Source organism: Micromonospora sp. CA-248089, from assembly GCF_050948515.1.
In the GTDB taxonomy this organism is placed as follows: Bacteria; Actinomycetota; Actinomycetes; order Mycobacteriales; family Micromonosporaceae; genus Micromonospora.
The window spans coordinates 4867650-4884396 of the sequence record NZ_CP192016.1; the positions used below are offsets into that span (position 1 = coordinate 4867650).

General features: G+C 73.3%; 17 protein-coding genes and 1 tRNA gene. 10 read left to right on the forward strand and 8 right to left on the reverse strand.

Going from position 1 to position 16747, the window contains the following annotated elements:
- Nucleotides 1-161: 161 nt before the first annotated feature.
- Complete coding sequence (locus ACQP26_RS22720; RefSeq protein WP_433493940.1) at nt 162-1031, reverse strand: universal stress protein; 870 nt, start codon at nt 1029-1031, stop codon at nt 162-164.
- 104 nt (nt 1032-1135) lie between these two features.
- On the opposite strand from ACQP26_RS22720, the gene ACQP26_RS22725 reads away from it, so the two are divergent.
- Nucleotides 1136-1594 (forward strand): MarR family winged helix-turn-helix transcriptional regulator, encoded by a 459-nt coding sequence (locus ACQP26_RS22725; RefSeq protein WP_433493941.1) that lies wholly within the window; start codon nt 1136-1138, stop codon nt 1592-1594.
- Between the two features lie 74 nt (nt 1595-1668).
- Nucleotides 1669-3096 carry an MFS transporter gene (locus ACQP26_RS22730; RefSeq protein ID WP_433493942.1) on the forward strand — a complete coding sequence of 476 codons (1428 nt, stop codon included), beginning with the start codon at nt 1669-1671 and terminating at the stop codon, nt 3094-3096.
- Nucleotide 3097: 1 nt separating this feature from the next.
- Here the strand turns inward: ACQP26_RS22730 and ACQP26_RS22735 are convergent, their stop codons facing one another.
- A complete protein-coding gene (locus tag ACQP26_RS22735) occupies nt 3098-3895 on the reverse strand; it encodes an alpha/beta fold hydrolase (RefSeq protein ID WP_433493943.1) in 798 nt (265 codons plus the stop codon).
- A 52-nt stretch (nt 3896-3947) separates the two neighbouring features.
- A complete protein-coding gene (locus ACQP26_RS22740; protein ID WP_269704726.1) occupies nt 3948-4532 on the reverse strand; it encodes a helix-turn-helix domain-containing protein in 585 nt (194 codons plus the stop codon).
- An 80-nt stretch (nt 4533-4612) separates the two neighbouring features.
- On the opposite strand from ACQP26_RS22740, the gene ACQP26_RS22745 reads away from it, so the two are divergent.
- From ACQP26_RS22745 to ACQP26_RS22780, 8 genes are all read left to right on the forward strand, one after another.
- Entirely contained in the window at nt 4613-5569 is a 957-nt protein-coding gene (locus ACQP26_RS22745; protein ID WP_433493944.1) for an NAD(P)/FAD-dependent oxidoreductase, read from the forward strand.
- Between the two features lie 75 nt (nt 5570-5644).
- Nucleotides 5645-7492, forward strand: a complete 1848-nt coding sequence (locus ACQP26_RS22750) for a glycoside hydrolase family 15 protein (RefSeq protein ID WP_269704724.1) — start codon at nt 5645-5647, stop codon at nt 7490-7492.
- A 200-nt stretch (nt 7493-7692) separates the two neighbouring features.
- Nucleotides 7693-9396 (forward strand): ATP-binding cassette domain-containing protein, encoded by a 1704-nt coding sequence (locus tag ACQP26_RS22755; protein ID WP_433493945.1) that lies wholly within the window; start codon nt 7693-7695, stop codon nt 9394-9396.
- Between the two features lie 163 nt (nt 9397-9559).
- Complete coding sequence (locus ACQP26_RS22760) at nt 9560-10018, forward strand: hypothetical protein (RefSeq protein WP_433493946.1); 459 nt, start codon at nt 9560-9562, stop codon at nt 10016-10018.
- Between the two features lie 81 nt (nt 10019-10099).
- Nucleotides 10100-10324, forward strand: a complete 225-nt coding sequence (locus tag ACQP26_RS22765; RefSeq protein ID WP_269704720.1) for a hypothetical protein — start codon at nt 10100-10102, stop codon at nt 10322-10324.
- 103 nt (nt 10325-10427) lie between these two features.
- A complete protein-coding gene (locus tag ACQP26_RS22770; protein ID WP_433493947.1) occupies nt 10428-10805 on the forward strand; it encodes a hypothetical protein in 378 nt (125 codons plus the stop codon).
- Nucleotides 10802-11905, forward strand: a complete 1104-nt coding sequence (locus tag ACQP26_RS22775; protein ID WP_433493948.1) for a hypothetical protein — start codon at nt 10802-10804, stop codon at nt 11903-11905. The genes ACQP26_RS22770 and ACQP26_RS22775 overlap by 4 nt, the downstream gene beginning before the upstream one ends.
- The gene (locus ACQP26_RS22780) at nt 11902-12213 is read left to right on the forward strand and encodes a hypothetical protein (RefSeq protein WP_433493949.1); all 312 of its coding nucleotides are present in this window, start codon (nt 11902-11904) and stop codon (nt 12211-12213) included. The genes ACQP26_RS22775 and ACQP26_RS22780 overlap by 4 nt, the downstream gene beginning before the upstream one ends.
- 9 nt (nt 12214-12222) lie before the next feature.
- Here ACQP26_RS22780 and ACQP26_RS22785 read toward each other — a convergent pair whose 3' ends face one another.
- The 5 genes from ACQP26_RS22785 to ACQP26_RS22805 form a co-directional block, all read right to left on the reverse strand.
- Nucleotides 12223-12492: a hypothetical protein gene (locus ACQP26_RS22785; RefSeq protein WP_433493950.1), complete on the reverse strand. Its 270-nt coding sequence runs from the start codon at nt 12490-12492 to the stop codon at nt 12223-12225.
- Between the two features lie 27 nt (nt 12493-12519).
- Nucleotides 12520-12594 (reverse strand) — tRNA-Val (locus ACQP26_RS22790).
- An 83-nt stretch (nt 12595-12677) separates the two neighbouring features.
- Nucleotides 12678-13145: a peroxiredoxin gene (locus ACQP26_RS22795; RefSeq protein ID WP_128138072.1), complete on the reverse strand. Its 468-nt coding sequence runs from the start codon at nt 13143-13145 to the stop codon at nt 12678-12680.
- A gap of 82 nt (nt 13146-13227) precedes the next feature.
- Nucleotides 13228-13662: a DUF3052 domain-containing protein gene (locus ACQP26_RS22800; protein WP_269704715.1), complete on the reverse strand. Its 435-nt coding sequence runs from the start codon at nt 13660-13662 to the stop codon at nt 13228-13230.
- A 110-nt stretch (nt 13663-13772) separates the two neighbouring features.
- Entirely contained in the window at nt 13773-16721 is a 2949-nt protein-coding gene (locus ACQP26_RS22805) for a transketolase C-terminal domain-containing protein (RefSeq protein ID WP_433493951.1), read from the reverse strand.
- Between the last annotated feature and the right edge of the window lie 26 nt (nt 16722-16747).

Sequence of the window (16747 nt, forward strand, 5' to 3'; positions counted from 1 at the left end):
CGACCACTCCGTCGGATGGCGACTGGCTCTCCGATACCGAGGATAGTTGGCACACATCGACAGCAGCCAGCGCTGAGGCGCCCACCGGACTGCCGACGCACGAGTGGAACGCCACGGGTGTCTCCCGGCCCGGGGAGACACCCGTGCTGTTCCGGTGACCGCTACTCGGTTTCGCGGACCGGGCTCTGCGGCACCACCATGACCGGCCGGTGGGCGCGGTGCAGCGTGGCCATGGCGACGCTGCCGAGCAGGATCTTGCGGACTGCGGTACGGCCGCGCGAGCCGACCACGACCAGGCTCGCCTTGCGCTCGGTTGCCACGGCGGAGAGCGCGTCGGCGACCGCGCGACCGGGCGCGCCGCCGCCGGCGCGTACGCGCACCGTCGTCACCCCGTCGACCGTCTCCGGCGCGTCCCCCTCGTCGCCGTCGACGGCGGCCAGGACGATCTCGCGCTCCGGGAAGAGGCGACGGGCGGCGGCGAGCGCGGCCTCGGATCCGGCGGAGGCGTCCCAGCCGACCACGACCGGCCCGGCGGCGAGCGCGTCGTACTCGTCGGTCAGCAGCGGGTGCGGCACGACCAGTACGGGACGCGGGCTGTAGTGCACGGCCATGTCGGAGACGGAGCCGAGCACGGCGCGGGCGCCGCCGAGGCCCCGCGACCCGAGCAGCAGCACGTCGGCCTGCTTCTCGTCGGCCAGCTCGGCGAGCCGGAGTCCTTCGCCGCCGTAGCTGCGGCACACGAGCGGCTCGGCGTCCCAGCCGGCGGCGCGGCCCAGCATCACGCCGACGGCCGTCATCCGGTCGGCCTCCCGGCTGCCCTCGCGCTCGATCGCCTCGACGAACACGTTGATGTTGCGGGTGCCGGTCCAGAGCCGCTTGCGGAGTTCCTCGCTGGCGAAGGGAGGCGTCCACAGATGCCCGATCCACGCGTGCGCGCCGGGGAACAGCAGCGCGCCCACCTCGATGGCGGCGCTAGCGGCCGGAGATCCGTCGTAACCCACCACCACTTGCCTGCCGTGCTCGTCGCTCACCGCACCCAACCTCTCTCACCGACGACATCTCACAAGATCGTATCCGGGTCCAGTCCGGGTCCGAGCCGGATCATCCGCCACGGAATCATCGGTACGCTGGGCGAATGAGCACCCCGGACCTGTCGTACCTCCTCGACCACACCAGCCACGTGTTGCGTACCCGGGTGGCGGCGGCGCTCGCCGAGATCGGGCTGACCGCACGGATGCACTGCGTGCTCGCGCACGCGCTGCCCGAGGAGCGTACGCAGATCCAGCTCGCCGAGATGGGCGACATGGACAAGACGACGATGGTCGTCACGGTGGACGCGCTGGAGCGGGCCGGGCTGGCCGAGCGGCGTCCGGCCCGTACGGACCGGCGGGCGCGGATCATCGCGGTGACCGAGGAGGGCACCCGGGTCGCCGCGCGCAGCCAGGAGATCGTCGACCGGGTGCACGCCGAGACGCTCGCGAGCCTGCCGGACGACGAGCGGGAGGTCTTCCTGCGCGCGCTGCGGCGCCTGGCCGGCGGACACCTGGCCACGCCGGTGCAGAGTCCGAAGCCGGCACGCCGAGCACGCCAATAGTCTCAGAACAGATTGTCTGCAACGGAACTATCCGTTACGGTCTCTCCTGTCGCACCTCTCGACAGGAGGACTCCATGTCCGCTCCCCGCTCGCGGCGGCTCGCCCTCGGCGTGCTCGCCACCGGCGCCCTGATGACCATCCTCGACGGCAGCATCGTCACCGTGGCGATGCCGGCCATCCAGCGCGACCTGCGCTTCTCCCCGACCGGCCTGAGCTGGGTGGTCAACGCGTACCTGATCGCGTTCGGCAGCCTGCTCCTGCTCGCCGGACGGCTCGGCGACCTGATCGGGCGCCGGGCGATGTTCCTCGGCGGCACCGCGCTGTTCACCGCCGCGTCGGTGCTGGCCGGGCTCGCCGGGAACAGCGCCACGCTCGTCGCGGCCCGCTTCCTCCAGGGCGTCGGCAGCGCGGCGGCCACCGCGGTGAGCCTCGGCATCCTGGTCACGCTCTTTCCCGACGCGGCCGAGCGGGCGCGGGCGTTCGCCGTGTTCGCGTTCACCGGCGCCGCCGGGGCGGCCATCGGCCAGGTCGCCGGCGGCCTGCTCACCGACGCGCTGGGCTGGCACTGGATCTTCCTGATCAACCTGCCGATCGGCCTGGCCACGATCGCGCTCGCGGTCCGCACGCTGCCCGCCGACCGGGGCCTGGGCCTGGCCGCCGGGGCCGACGTGGCGGGCGCGCTGCTGGTCACCGCCGGGCTCGTGCTCGGCATCTACACGGTGGTCACGATCGAGCGGTACGGCGCGACGTCGGCGCACACGCTCGGTCTCGGCGCGCTCGCCGCCGCGCTGGTCGCCGGGTTCGTGGTCCGGCAGGCCACCGCGCGCCGCCCGCTCATGCCGCTGCGGCTGCTGCGCTCGCGCGGCGTCGCCGTGGCGAACGTGGTCCAGATCCTCACCGTGGCCGCGACGTTCGCGTTCCAGGTCCTCGTCACGCTCTACCTCCAGCAGGTGCTCGGCTACGACGCCACGCGCACCGGGCTGGCGCTGCTCCCGGCGGCAGCCGTCATCGGCGCGGTGTCGCTCGGCGTCTCGGCCCGGCTCAACGCCCGCTTCGGCGAGCGGGTCGTACTGATCGCCGGGCTCGTGCTGCTCGCCGCCATGTTCGCGCTGCTGGCCCGGGTGCCGGTGGACGGCCACTACCTGCGCGACGTGCTCCCGGTGATGCTGCTCGCCGGCGGGTTCGGCCTGGTGCTGCCGGCGCTCACCGCGCTCGGCATGTCCGCCGCCCGCGCCGAGGACGCCGGTCTCGCCTCCGGGCTGTTCAACACCACCCAGCAATTCGGCATGGCGTTCGGCGTCGCGGTGCTGTCCACGTTGGCCGCCGCCCGGACGGCGGACCGGGTAGCGCTCGGCGACGACCGGGCCGCCGCGCTGACCAGCGGATTCCACGCGGCGTTCGCGGTCGGTGCGGGGCTCGTGGTGGTTGCCGTCGTGCTCGCGTACGCGCTGCTGCGCCCGCCCACGACGGCGCGCGCCGACACCCCGGCGCTCGTGGGGTGAGTCAGCCGGGTGCGCGCGCCGGGTGGGTGAGGAACGGCAGCACCGCCGCCGGCAGCGCGGGCGAGGCCACCACGTCGTAGTGGGTGAGCCCGGGCAGCACGGCGAGCCGGGACGCGGGACGGCCGGCCCCGTCGTCGCCCGCGTCCCGGTGGCCGCCGCCGAGCAGGCCGAAGAACTCCGCCGCGTGGCTCACCGGGATCTCGTCCGCGTCGGCGAAGACCAGCAGCACCGGCATCGGCAGCGCGGCAACCTCGGCGGACCAGTCGTACTCCCGGCGCAGCAGTTCCCCGCTGCGGGCCCAGAGCAGGGGCCAGTCCTGCGGGCGGGGCGCCACCCGCGCGTATCGCTCGTACGGCGGGGTGCCGCGCATGCGCTCGGCGGCGCGCTCGTCGTGGGCGGACATCGCGGCCAGCGTCTCCGGGTACCAGCCGCGCCGCCGCACCGGCGTGGAGACGAGCACCAGGCGGCGGACCAGGGCGGGGTGCTGGATCGCGGTACGCAGGGCCACCGCGCCGCCGAGCGAGTAGCCGAGCACGTCGGCGTGCGGCAGACCGAGGTGACGCAGCAGCCCGGCCACGTCGTCGGCCATCGACTCGTACCGCAGCGGCCGGTCCAGGCCGCCGGTGCGGCCGTGGCCGCGCAGGTCGACGGCGATCAGCCGGCGGCGGGCGGCCAGCGCCGGCCGGACCGGCGCGAACGTCTCCGTCGACCCGTAGCCGCCGTGCAGCAGGACCAGCGGCCGGCCGGCGCCGTGCTCCTCGTACCAGATCCGCAGCCCGCCGACGTCCGCATAGGTCACCTGCCGATCGTCGCGCCGCCGGCGCCGCCGCGGGCGCGTTCGCGGACGCCCCTCAGCGGGACGTGCGAGGGCGGGCGCGCAGGTGGGCACGTTCGCCCTGGCTGCCGAAGAGGCTGAGGAACTCCACCCCCTCGCTGTCGGCGCGGCCGAACCAGTGCGGTACGCGGGTGTCGAACTCGGCCGCCTCACCGGGTTCGAGCACCAGGTCGTGCTCGCCGAGCACGAGCCGCAGCCGCCCGTTGAGCACGTAGACCCACTCGTACCCCTCGTGGGTCTTCGGCTCGGGCTCGGACCGCCCGCCGGCCGGGATGATCAGCTTGTACGCCTGGATGCCGCCGGCCCGGCGGGTGAGCGGCAGCATGGTCATCCCGTGCGCGGCGACCGGCCGCAGGTGGACGCGCGGGTCGCCGGTGGGCGGGGCGCCGACCAGTTCGTCGAGCGTGACGCCGTGCGCGCGGGCCAGCGGGAGCAGCAGTTCCAGCGTCGGCTTACGACCGCCGGACTCCAGCCGGGACAGCGTGCTCACCGAGATGCCGGTGGCGGCGGAGAGGTCGGTGAGGGTGGTCTCCCGTTCGCGGCGCAGCGCGCGCAGGCGAGGGCCGACCGCGTCGAGGGCCTGGTCGAGGTCGTCGTCCATGCCTGCCAGTTTGCCACATCAGCAACAGAGTTTGCGGTTCTGCCGACCCCGGACGCAGTCTGGTCGCGGAGGTGGTCACGATGACCGAGAACTACGAGGTACTGGTGATCGGCGGCGGCGCGGCCGGGCTCAACGGCGCACTCATGCTGGCCCGGGCCCGCCGGTCGGTGCTGGTGGTGGACGGGGGCGAACCCCGCAACGCGCCCGCCGACGGCGTGCACGCGCTGCTGGGCCACGACGGCGTGCCGCCGGCCGAGCTGCTGGCGCGCGGCCGGGACGAGGTCCGCCGCTACGGCGGGCACCTGACCGAGGGCCGGGTCGAGACGGTGGCCCGCGACGACGCCGGGTTCGAGGTGGCGCTCGCCGACGGCCGCCGGATCCGCGCCGGGCACGTGCTGGTCGCCACCGGTCTGGTCGACGAGCTGCCCGAGGTGCCCGGCCTGCGCGAGCGCTGGGGGCGGGACGTGGTGCACTGCCCGTACTGCCACGGCTGGGAGGTGCGCGAGCGGCCGATCGGCGTCATCGGCACCGGCCCGATGTCGGTGCACCAGACGCTGCTGTTCCGGCAGTGGAGCGACGACGTGGTCTACCTGCGGCACACCGCGCCGCCGCTCACCGACGAGCAGGCCGAGCAGCTCGCCGCGCGCGGCGTGCCGGTGGTCGAGGGCGAGGTCGCGGCCGTCGAGACGGACGGGGACCGGCTGACCGGGGTACGCCTGCGCGACGGCCGCACTGTCGGCCGCGAGGTGCTGACCGTCGCGCCCCGGATGGTGGCGCGCGCCGGGTTCCTGGCCGGGCTGGGCCTGCGCCCGCAACCGCACCCGAGCGGGATGGGCGAGTACCTGGCGGCCGACGAGTCGGGGCGTACCGATGTGCCGGGGGTGTGGGTCGCGGGCAACGTGACCGACCTGTCGGCGCAGGTCGGGTCCGCCGCGGCGGCGGGCGCCCGGACCGCAGCGATGATCAACGCGGATCTGGTGCAGGAGGAGACCCGCCGAGCGGTCGAGGCGCGGCGGGGCGCGCGGGAGGGTGGGTGACCACGAATCGTCCCTAACCTGACAATTCTTCCCCTAGGTTGAGTCGGAGAGGGCAGTCGGAACCTGGGGGGCGACGTGAGGGGCTATCCGGCGATCGAGGATCACGGGCTGATCGGCGACCTCCAGACCGCGGCGCTGGTGACCTGTGACGGGACGATCGACTGGTTCTGCGCGCCGCGCTTCGACTCGCCGAGCATCTTCGCCGCGCTGCTGGACAAGGACAAGGGCGGCTTCTTCCAGATCGCCCCGCACGAGGTCCGGTACGTCACCAAGCAGCTCTACCTGCCCGGCACGCCGATCCTGATCACCCGGTTCATCAGCGCGGACGGCGTCGCCGAGGTGATCGACTTCATGCCGGTCACCGGCGAACGCGTCACCGACTCGCACCGCATCGTGCGCATGGTCAACATGGTGCGCGGCAGCATGCGGTTCCGGGTGGAGTGCCGGCCCCGGTTCGACTACGCACGCCAGAGCCACAAGCTGGAGCGGCACCGCAACGGCTACCTGTTCCGCGGCCCGTCGGAGACGCTCACCTTCAACCCGATCGACCCGGTGCGGCAGCTCTGGGCCCAGACCGGCGAGATCCGCATGGAGGACGGCGACCTCATCGCGTACGGCACCCTCAACGAGGGCGACACCGGCGGGGTGATCCTGGAGACCGGCAGTGAGGAACCCCGGATCATCCCGCCGGAAGAGGTCCAGGGCATGTTCGAGTGGACCCGGGACTACTGGCGGCGCTGGGTCGAACGCTCCCGCTACACCGGCCGCTGGCGGGAGATGGTCGAGCGCTCCGCCATCACGCTCAAACTCATGACGTACGCGCCGACCGGCGCGATGATCGCCGCGCCGACCGCCGCGCTGCCCGAGCTGGTCGGCGGCTCCCGCAACTGGGACTACCGCTACACCTGGGTACGCGACACCTCGTTCTCGGTGCACGCGCTGCTCGGCCTCGGGTTCACCGAGGAGGTCAGCCGGTACATGGACTGGCTCGACGAGCGCATCCGCGAAGCCGGCGACCACCAGGACCCGCTGAAGATCATGTATCGGGTCGACGGCTCCTCGGACCTGCACGAGGAGGTGCTCGACCACCTGGAGGGGTACCGGGGCTCCCGGCCGGTGCGGATCGGCAACGGCGCGGCCGACCAGATCCAGCTCGACATCCACGGCGAGGCGCTGTACGCCATGCACCTCGCCGACGAGCAGGGCATCCGGGTGTCGCACCAGGTGTGGAAGAGCACCGTGCGCCTGATCGACTGGCTCTGCCACAACTGGGACCAGCGCGACGCCGGCATCTGGGAGAGCCGCCACCACCCCCGCAACTACACGTTCGGCCGGGTGATGTCCTGGGTGGCGCTGGACCGGGCCATCCGCCTGGCCACCCGGACCGGCCGCCCCGGGGACATGAGCTGCTGGACCGAACAGCGCAACCGGATCTACAACCAGGTCATGGCCCGCGGTTTCCACCGGGAACGCGGCAGCTTCGTGCAGGCGTACGACGAGAACGTGCTCGACGCCGCCCTGCTCTACATGCCGGCGGTCGGGTTCGTCACGCCCACCGACCCGCTCTGGCTGTCCACGCTGGAGTCGATCGAGCGCGATCTGGTTTCGGACAGCCTGGTCCACCGGTACGACCCGCTGCACTCCCCCGACGGTCTGCCCGGCCACGAGGGCACGTTCAACATGTGCACCTTCTGGTACGTCGAGGCACTGGCCCGCTCCGGCCGGCTGGACGACGCCCGGCTCACCCTGGAGAAGATGCTCACCTTCAGCAACCACCTCGGCCTCTACGCCGAGGAGATCGCCTCCACCGGTGAGCAGATCGGCAACTACCCGCAGGCGTTCAGCCACCTCGCCCTGATCAACTCGGCGCTCGCGGTGAACGACCTGCTCGACGCCGAGGCCCACGCCCGCCTGCGCCGATAATCCCGATGATCCCCGGTTCCGCTCCGGGTAGTGTTGGCCGCATGAGGTTCCACGCCGCCGTCATGAAGCCCTGGTCCCTCCGCTGACGGCGGCAGGGTGACCGGCTTCTTCTGACGTACCAGCTCTGCTCCGCCGTCCTGGCGTTCCCGCCGGGCGGTGTCCTCGCGCTGCCCGGCTCCACGACGAGCCGAGAGCGGACTGTGAACAACCTCGACAACATTCCTTCATCCCCGTTCGCCGCGGAGGGCCTGCTGCCCGCCGGGCACCGGGCGCACGTCCGGGCCGACGGCGTCCGTGTCGTACGCGGCGGCCGGGTCGTCCTGTCCGACGTCGGCGTGACCGTCTCCGCCGGCTCCCGCCTGGCGGTCGTCGGCGAGAACGGCCGCGGCAAGACCACCCTGCTGCACGTGCTGGCCGGCATTCTCGTGCCCGACCAGGGCACCGTGGAACGGCTGGGCACGATCGGCGTCGCCCGGCAGAACCTGGAGGCGCGCCACGGCGAGACAGTGGGCACGCTCGTCCACGGGGCGATCCGTGAGTCCGCACGCGCGCTGCGGGCACTGGACGACGCCGCCGACGCGCTGGCCGAGGGCCGGGCCGGCGCGGACGACGCGTACGCCGCCGCGCTCGACGCCGCCACCCGGCTGGACGCCTGGGACGCGCAGCGTCGCGTCGACGTGGCGCTGGCCGGTCTCGACGCCTGCCCGGACCGGGACCGCCCGCTGGCCACGCTGTCCGTCGGCCAGCGCTACCGGGTACGGCTGGCGTGCCTGCTGGGGGCCCGGGTCGACCTGCTGATGCTGGACGAGCCGACGAACCACCTCGACGCGACCGGCCTCGCCTTCCTCACCGCCCGGCTGCGCGAGCACCCCGGAGGCGTGGTGCTGGTGACCCACGACCGCGCCCTGCTGCGGGACGTGGCCACGGAGTTCCTCGACCTCGACCCCAGCGCGGACGGGCGCCCGCGCCGCTACGCCGGGGACTACGCCGCCTGGCAGGACGGACGCAGTCGCGACTTCGCGAACTGGGTACGCGACCACGAGGCACAGCAGGCCGAGCACCAGCGGCTGGCCGACGGGGTACGGGAGGCGCAGGATCGGCTCAGCACCGGCTGGCGTCCGGCCAAGGGCCACGGCAAGCACCAGCGCCAGTCCCGCGCGCCCGGCCTGGTCCAGGCGCTACGACGCCGGCAGGAGGCACTCGACGCGCACCGGGTCACCGTGCCGGAGCCGCCGCAGCCGCTGCGCTGGCCGCCGCTGGACACCCGGGCCGGACTGCCGATCCTGCGGTGCCACGACGTCACGGTGGCCGGGCGTCTGCGTACCCCGGTCACGCTCACGCTCGACGGCGGGGACCGCCTGCTGGTGACCGGGCCCAACGGCGCGGGCAAGTCGACGCTGCTCTCCGTGCTGGCCGGCGACCTCACGCCGTCGACCGGGGAGGTCCGCCACCTGTCCGGGGCACGCGTCGCGTACCTCGGTCAGGAGGTGCCCGACTGGCCGCCCGGGATGCTCGCGCACGACCTGTACGAGCAGCACGTGGGGCGGCTGCGCTCCACCGGGCGCCTCCGGGGCGGCACGGCGCTGCCGCTGAGCGCGACGAGCCTGCTCGACGCCGAGGCCCGGCGTGCCCCGGTCGACCGGATGTCGCACGGACAGCAACGGCGGCTGAACCTGGCGCTGCGGCTGGCCGAACGTCCCGACCTGCTGATCCTCGACGAACCCACGAACCACCTGTCGGCACCGCTGGTCGACGACCTCACCGCGGCCCTGCTGACGACCCGGGCGGCGGTGGTCGTCGCCACCCACGACCGGCAGATGCTCCACGACCTCGCGTCCTGGCCCACGCTGCCCCTCACCGCCGACCCGGAAGACGACGGCGAGCGCCCTTCCCGCGACGCCTGACCGTCCGGTCACACGGAGTCACGCCTGCCGGAGGACTGAGGCCTCGAACCGATATGACTGAGAGGCATAAATATGCCTCTCAGTCATATCGAGTTCCTCCTCGGTCGCCGCACGGCGGTGCGACGGCCGGTGCCACTTCCCGGCACCGCCTAATGTCTGCGGGATGCAGCAACTGCGCGACGTCGCCGTCCGGCTGGCCTTGGACGAGCCGGTCGGCGACGACCTGGCGATGGCGGCCGCTCACGCGCTGGCCCGTGGCATCGACTCGCCCAGCCTGCGTGAACTCGCCGGCCTGTCCAGGGGCCAGGCTCGGGAGGCCGTCGACCTGTTCCGGGAGGCGATGGACGAGCTCGGCTCGCCGGTCCCGGACGAGGGCGGCGCTCGGCTGCACCTGATGCGCCAGGCAGCGGCGGCCATCGTCGCGGGAGAGGGCGACGCCGAGGACCTGGCGTACGAGATCTACTGCCAGGCGGCCGAATCCCAGGCTCCGGAGCTGCGAGCAGTCGCCGACCGCTTCCTCGAGGTCTACACCGGTTGGGGCCCGTCCTTCGACCAGACGGAGGAGGCGACAGCGGCCGCGAAGGCGGCGGCACGGTCGTTCCTGCGCGAGCATCCCGCCTGAGCGGCTCCGCCCGCAGCACCGCTGTCGTGGCCGGATGCCGACCCTGGAACCCTTGACCGGCGGCGCACACTGGGGGCAGGCATGACCCGGGAGGTCGACATGCGCTGGATCATTCTCGTACTCGTCGTCGCGGCGGCCGTGCTTGCCGCCGGCCTGTTACGTCGTCGTCGGCAGACACGAGTGGACGGCCGCCAGGTACGTGACCTCCGGGCATCCGCCGAGGCCCGCCGCAGGCTCGACGACCACCGGAATCGCACGGACGGCAGCAACACCGGAAGCGGCGGCGTGGGCGGCTGGAGTTCCTGACCTCTCCGGCAGATCGCTGACGGTCCGCTCTCGACCGTCCGGGCACGGTGGGTGGGACGGGAGGGACAGCCTGAGCAGGGCGATGATTGCTATCGTCGCCCGCATGGTTGCGGGGGGTAACAAGAGCCGGCGCAAGCCGCGTAAACCGATGTCTCCGGAGGAGCGGGCGCAGGCCGAGCGGGACGTCCGCGGCGCGGTCGCCGACCTGCAGGTCACCGCGTACGCCAATCTGCGGAACGCGATCGCCAACGTGGCGATCTTCTTCGGCTTCGTCGGGGTGTTCGCCACGGTCGTCGGCGCGGCGGACGGACGGCGGCTGATCCCGATGCTTGTCCTCGTGCTCGCCGGGCTGGCCGGGGCCGCCTACTACCCGGTTCGCCACCAGCACCGGGTCGCGGTCAGGCTGCTGATCGTGTCGAGTGCGCTCGTGGTGGTCGGCCTGGCCGGGCTGGTCCTCTTCGCCACGGTGCTCGAACCGTGAGCTTCGACGTCGAACCCGCGGCGCTGGTCAACTACGCCCGGCAGGTGGACCGCGCCAGCGGCGACGCGAGCGCGATCGCCGGCTACATCGGCAACCACACCAAGGAGGCCAGCGGCGGCGAGCTCATCGCCATCGCCGCCGACGGTCATCGACACGCCTCCACAGTCATCGCGGACACGATGAAGCGGCTGACCACGCTGCTCGACGCGTCCGGGCCGGAGTTGACCGCTGCCGCCGCCTACTACCGCAAGACGGATCTGCGGTCAGCAGCCGACATGGACCGCACGCTCCCGGGTGCCGTCCCCTGCCAGCCTCCGACGGCGCTGGAGGAAGAACTCAAGACCCTCGTCTGTCCCCCGCCGCCCTTCGTCGACCTGCGCGACGTGTCCGGCAGCCTCACCCCGCCGCCGGAGCCGGACTCACCACCGAACGCTCTCGGCTGGATGGACTACGTGAGCCCCACGTCGTGGGCCATGAAGGGCTTCGACGCGGTCTTCGGCTTCGACCCGATCTCCTGGATGCAGGAACGCCTGTTCGGCAACTGGGAGGCCCTCGCCGTCATGCAGCCCGTGCTGAGCAACGCCGGCAACGCGCTGCACGACCTGGCCCTCAACGTCCAGACCGGCGCCGCGACGCTGCACCAGATCTGGAACGGGCAGGCGGGAGACGCCGCCCACAGCTACTTCACGCAGCTCTCCGGCGCCACCGCCGCCCTGCGCGGGCCGCTCAACGACATCGGCAACGAATACAAGATCATGGCCGACTCGGTCTGGTCCATCGGCGAATCGATCGGCGGCATCATCAAGGGCCTCGTCGACGCGGCCATCATCGCCGGCATCTCCGCCGCCGCCGGCACCGTCACCGCGGCGACCGGTGTCGGCGCCGTCATCGGCTACGGCGTGGCCGCCGTCGAGGTCGCCAACATGCTCCGGCTGTGGGGCCAGGCCACACAGCTCTACCAGCACGCCAACGCCGCCGTCCTCGCGTTCCGGTCCGCGTTGACCCATCGGCTCGGCGACCTGGAATCCGTCAAGCTCCCCGCGCTACCCGGCAGCAACGGGTACGACCACCCGCTCGTCACCTCCGGAGCCACCCGATGAGCGAGATCGCCGACATCGCCGGCGGCGACCCCCGACGCGTGAAGGCGCTGCGCGACAGCCTCGGCCGGCTCGCCGACAGCCCACAACCCGAACTCCGCGAGATGGCCCGCGCCGTCCTCGACGGCCACATGACGCTCAGGAACGCGGCCACCACCAGCACGTACGGACCTGCGATCAGCGACGCGTTCGGCACCTTCTGGACCTACTACAGCCAACTCGACCCGGAAGAACGCCGGCAGCTCGAAGCCACCGCGTACGCCGACGCCGACCAGCACGCCGAACGCCGGCCGGGCAACGCCCAGGCGTGACGGCTCGGCTCAGTCGTCTTCGTCCAGGAGCCCGAACGCTTCCGGCGCCTCCTCGACGAACCGACGGTACGGCGGCTCGAAGCTCTGCGCTCTGGCGGTGATGGCCGCGGCCAGGCGAGCCCGATCGGCGGGCGCCAGGCCGCTGAGGCGGGACGCCGCGTCCTCCAACTGCCGTACGGCGGTGTCGGGGTGAAGCGTTTCGTCATCGCACAGCTCGAAGAACGCCAGGCAGTCGAGCAGGCTGTCGAGCACTGCCGTGAAGACGGGATCATCCGACACAGGCGCATGCTACGGATTTCTGAAAGGTGGTGGGCGCGGCAGGTTTCGAACCTGCGACCCCTCGCTTGTAAGGCGAGTGCTCTCCCACTGAGCTACGCGCCCGGAACGCCCGTACGGCGGGCCGGAGCGGCCAGCTTACCTGTCCGCCTCCGGCCCCGCGCAACGACGTGCCTGGGGTGTGGGACTCAGGCGGCGACGGCCTCGGCCAGCGCCTTGCGCCAGCCCTGCTGGTCGCGCGCCTCGCCGGGCATGTTCATCTCGGCGAACCGGACCACGCCGGCCTTGTCGATGACGAAGGTGCCCCGGTTGGCGATGCCCGCGACGTCGTTGAAGACGCCGTACGCCTGCGCCACCGCGCCGTGCGGCCAGAAGTCGGCCAGCAGCGGGAACTGGTAGCCCTCCCGGTCGGCCCAGATCTTGTGGGCGTACACGGAGTCGACGCTGACGGTCAGCACCTGGACGTCGTCGTTGACGTACTCGTTGAGGTTGTCCCGCACCTCGCACAGCTCGCCCTGGCAGATGCCGGTGAAGGCGAGCGGGTAGAAGACCAGCAGCACGGTCTTGCGACCGCGGAAGTCGGAGAGCCGGACCTCCTGGTTGTTCTGGTCCTTGAGCAGGAAGTCGGGCGCCTCGGCGCCAACCTCGATGGGCATGCGTGCTCCCTCGGGGATCGGGTCTGGAGATGATCAGCCTGCCACACCCGGCGACCGCGGTCGCCGGGTGTGCGGCGCCGCCCTACTTCTTGCTCTTCGACCCGCGCCGCATGACGAGGCGGGCGCCGCTCCAGTCGCGGCCGGCGTTGACGGTCGAGGTCTGCTGCAGCCCTGCGGTCTGCGCGCTCTCCGCGACCTCGCTCGGCTCGACGTGGCCGTCCCGGCCGGCCTTGGGGGTCAGGAGCCACACCACGCCGTTGTCCGCGAGCGGCCCGAGGGCGTCGACGAGGAGCTCGAACAGGTCACCGTCGCCGTCGCGGTGCCAGACCAGAACCGCGTCGACAACCTCGTCGGTGTCCTCGTCGACGAGTTCCCCACAGCGGTCGGTCAGGGCGTCCCGGAGATCGGTGTCGACGTCGTCGTCGTAGCCCATCTCCATGACGACCATGCCCGGCTCGATACCGAACCGGTCCGCCAGGCTGCGTACCCCGTCGGCCTGGCCAGCGGTCGCGCTCACTGTCGCGTGCCTCCTCATCTATCCCTGCTCGTGGCGTCGGGTGACACCGTCGGGCCCAGTCCACACAGTTGCGGCTCGCCGCGCAAGTGGCGCACCGGGTGGAACGGAATTTACCGTGCCAGCAGCGTACGGGCACCCTGGGTGATGGCTTCCGCGGAGACCAGAACCTGACGGGCAGCCGGACCTAATGGTACAAACGAGTCAAGTCCGGCAACGCGGCGTGCGGCGCCCACGTACCCGGTGTCGACGAGCGCGGACAGCACGCCCTCGCCCACCCCGCCGGACCGCCGCGTCTCGTCCACCACCAGCACCCGGCCGGTCGCCGACGCCTCCCTGATGATGTCGGCCACCGGCAGCGGAGCCAGCCAGCGCAGGTCCACCACCCGGCTGCCCACGCCCTCCTCGGCCAGCGTGGCCGCCGCGCGCAGCGACATCCGCACGCCGTTACCGAACGTGATGATGGTGAGGTCCTCGGCGGAGCCGATCCCGTACACCCGGGCCCGCCCGATCGGCACGTGACGGTCCGCCCAGGCACCCGGCTCGGCGTACTCGGCGGTCCACTCCTCGTCACCCTCGGTGTACAGGTCGCGGACGTGGTAGAGCGCAACCGGCTCCACGAAGACGCAGACGCTGCCGTCCACCCGGGCCGCCGCGAGACAGGTCCGCAGCATCGGCGCGGCGTCGTCCGGCCGGGCCGGCACGGCCACCACCAGCCCCGGTACGTCCCGCAGCGCCCCGAGCGAGTTGTCGTTGCGGTCGTATCCGCCGAGGCCGTCCGGGATCGCCAGGCCGGCCACCCGCACCACCATCGGATTGCGGAACGCGCCCTGGGAGAGGAAGCGCATGGTGGCCGCCTCGCCGCGGAGCTGGTCCTCGGCGCCGTGCAGCGACGTGAGGTGGCGGATCTCGGGCACCGGCAGCAGCCCGGCCAGTCCGGCGCCCAGCCCGAGTCCGAGGATCGAGGTCTCGTCCGGCAGCGTGTCGAACACGCGCGCCGCCCCGAACCGGTCCCGCAGCCCGTCGGTCACCCCGTGCGCCCCGCCCCGGGCGGCCACCTCGTGCCCGAACACCACCGTCCCGGGGTGGTCGAGCATGCCGTCGGCGAGCGCGGCGGTGATGCTCTGTGCCAGCGTCAGCGGGCCGGTCAGCTCCGGCGGCTTGCCACCGAACGCCTCCGCCCGCGCCCCGGCGCCCGGCCCGGCCGCCCGCGCCGCCGCCTCGGCCACCGCGCGGGACACCCGGACCGGCCGGCGCGGCGCCAGTTCCCGCACGATCTCGACCGGGGACGCGAGCTTCGGCTCGTCCAGCACCTCCTCGGCGACGCGGCGCAGCTGCCAGCCCCGCTCGTCGTACCGGGCCAGCAGTTCCTCGCCACTGGCGTACCCGGAGGTCACCAGCAGCCGCGCGGTGGCCAGCAGGGGGTCGCGGGCCGCGTCGCCGTCACCCGGCCCCATCAGCCGGACCGCGCCCAGGTGCAGCACGGCCGGCCGGCGGTGCCGGCGTACCCAGGCCGCCGCCTCCGCCGCGACGCGGTAGCCGGCGACCACGTCCGTGCCGTCGGCCGCGAAGTACCGGATGCCGGGCCGGGACCGCAGCGTGGCGGCCACCCACCCCTCGGCGGCGCGACCGCTGTCCTCGCACACGAACAGCACCGGGAGGCGCAGGCCGGTGTGGTCGTACCAGCCGGTCGTGTTGAGCGCGGCGGTGACCGCGGCGTGGTCGACAGCGCCGTCGTCGAAGGAGCAGAGCACCACGGCGTCGGCGGGCCAGGCGGCCGCCTCGGCGTCGCCGTCCGCGGACCGCGCGCCCCGGCGCAGCCGCTCCAGGGCCAGCCCCAGGCCGACCGCGCGCGGCAGGTGCGCACCGGCGGTCGCCGCGGTCGGCACCACCGCCAGGTCGGCGCGACCGAAGACCTTCGCCCGGCCGCCGGCGGCCGGTTCCTCCGCGGACGCGACGATGCCGCGCAGCACGTCGCGCGCCGCCGCCGCGAACGCGTCGTCGGGCGCGGGCTGCGGCAGATCGGGTACGACGACAGTCGCGTCCCCGTCCGCGTCCACGGCGATCGCCGCTCCCGACGGAAGCCTGCCCGCCTCCCCGCCGCCCCCGCCATCGTCCCGCACGCCCGCCCGCTCGAGATCTTGGTACGAAACGGCCCCCATAGGGGCACTTTCGCTCCAAGATCTCCCCCGGTCCCGGAGGGTGGGAGTGGCTGACGGGTTGCTATCCGCGTCGGGCTGGGCCGGCGCGCCGGGAGCGGTGTCCGGCTGGGCCAGGGCGGTGCGCGGGGCAGCCTCGTCGGATGAGGCGTCGACGGCCGGGGCGGTGCGTGACGCAGGCTCGGCGGACGAGGCGCCGGAGGCCGGGGCAGTGTGCGGCGCGGTGGAGGCGCGGGCCTGCTCGGCGGGTCCGGCGTCGGAAGCCGGGGCGGTGTGCGGCGCGCTGGAGGCGTGGGCCGGGTCGGCGGGTGCGGCGTCGAAAGCTGGGGCGGTGTGCGGTGCGCTGAATGCGCGGATCGGCTCGACGGGTGAGGTGTCGGAGGCCGGGGCAGTGTGCGGCGCGGTGGAGGCGCGGGCCTGCTCGGCGGATGCGGGGTTCGCCTCGTCGGGCCGGGCGTCGGAGGGCGCGCCGGACGCGCCGGTGCGGGCGGTGTCGGGTGTGGCGGCGGGGGGCGACGCGGCGTCGGACAGGGTGCCGGAGGGCGACGACGGGGCGGGCGGGAAGGCGCCGGCGGCCTGGGCGGCGCGCAGGCAGTAGAACGCACCGGAGCGGGCGTGCAGCAGCGCCGGGTCGGTCGGCCGCAGCGCGGCGGCCACCGCGGCGTTGCCCTCGTGGCCCGCCGACTCGATCGTGTGGTACCCCTCACCGAACCCGTGCAGCCAGAGCCCGGCCAGGTCGAGCAGCCGGCTGGTGAGTTGCGCGTCGAACAGGGCGAGCGCCTGCGCACCGGTCAACGGCCCGCCGTCGGGCAGCGGTTCGCCCAGGTCGCGCCGCTGGTCGGGCGCACCGAGCGCGGCCAGTTCGGCTCGGAGCCGGTCGTCGAGATCGTGCGGGGTGGTCACGTCGGACAGCATTACCGACTCGGGCC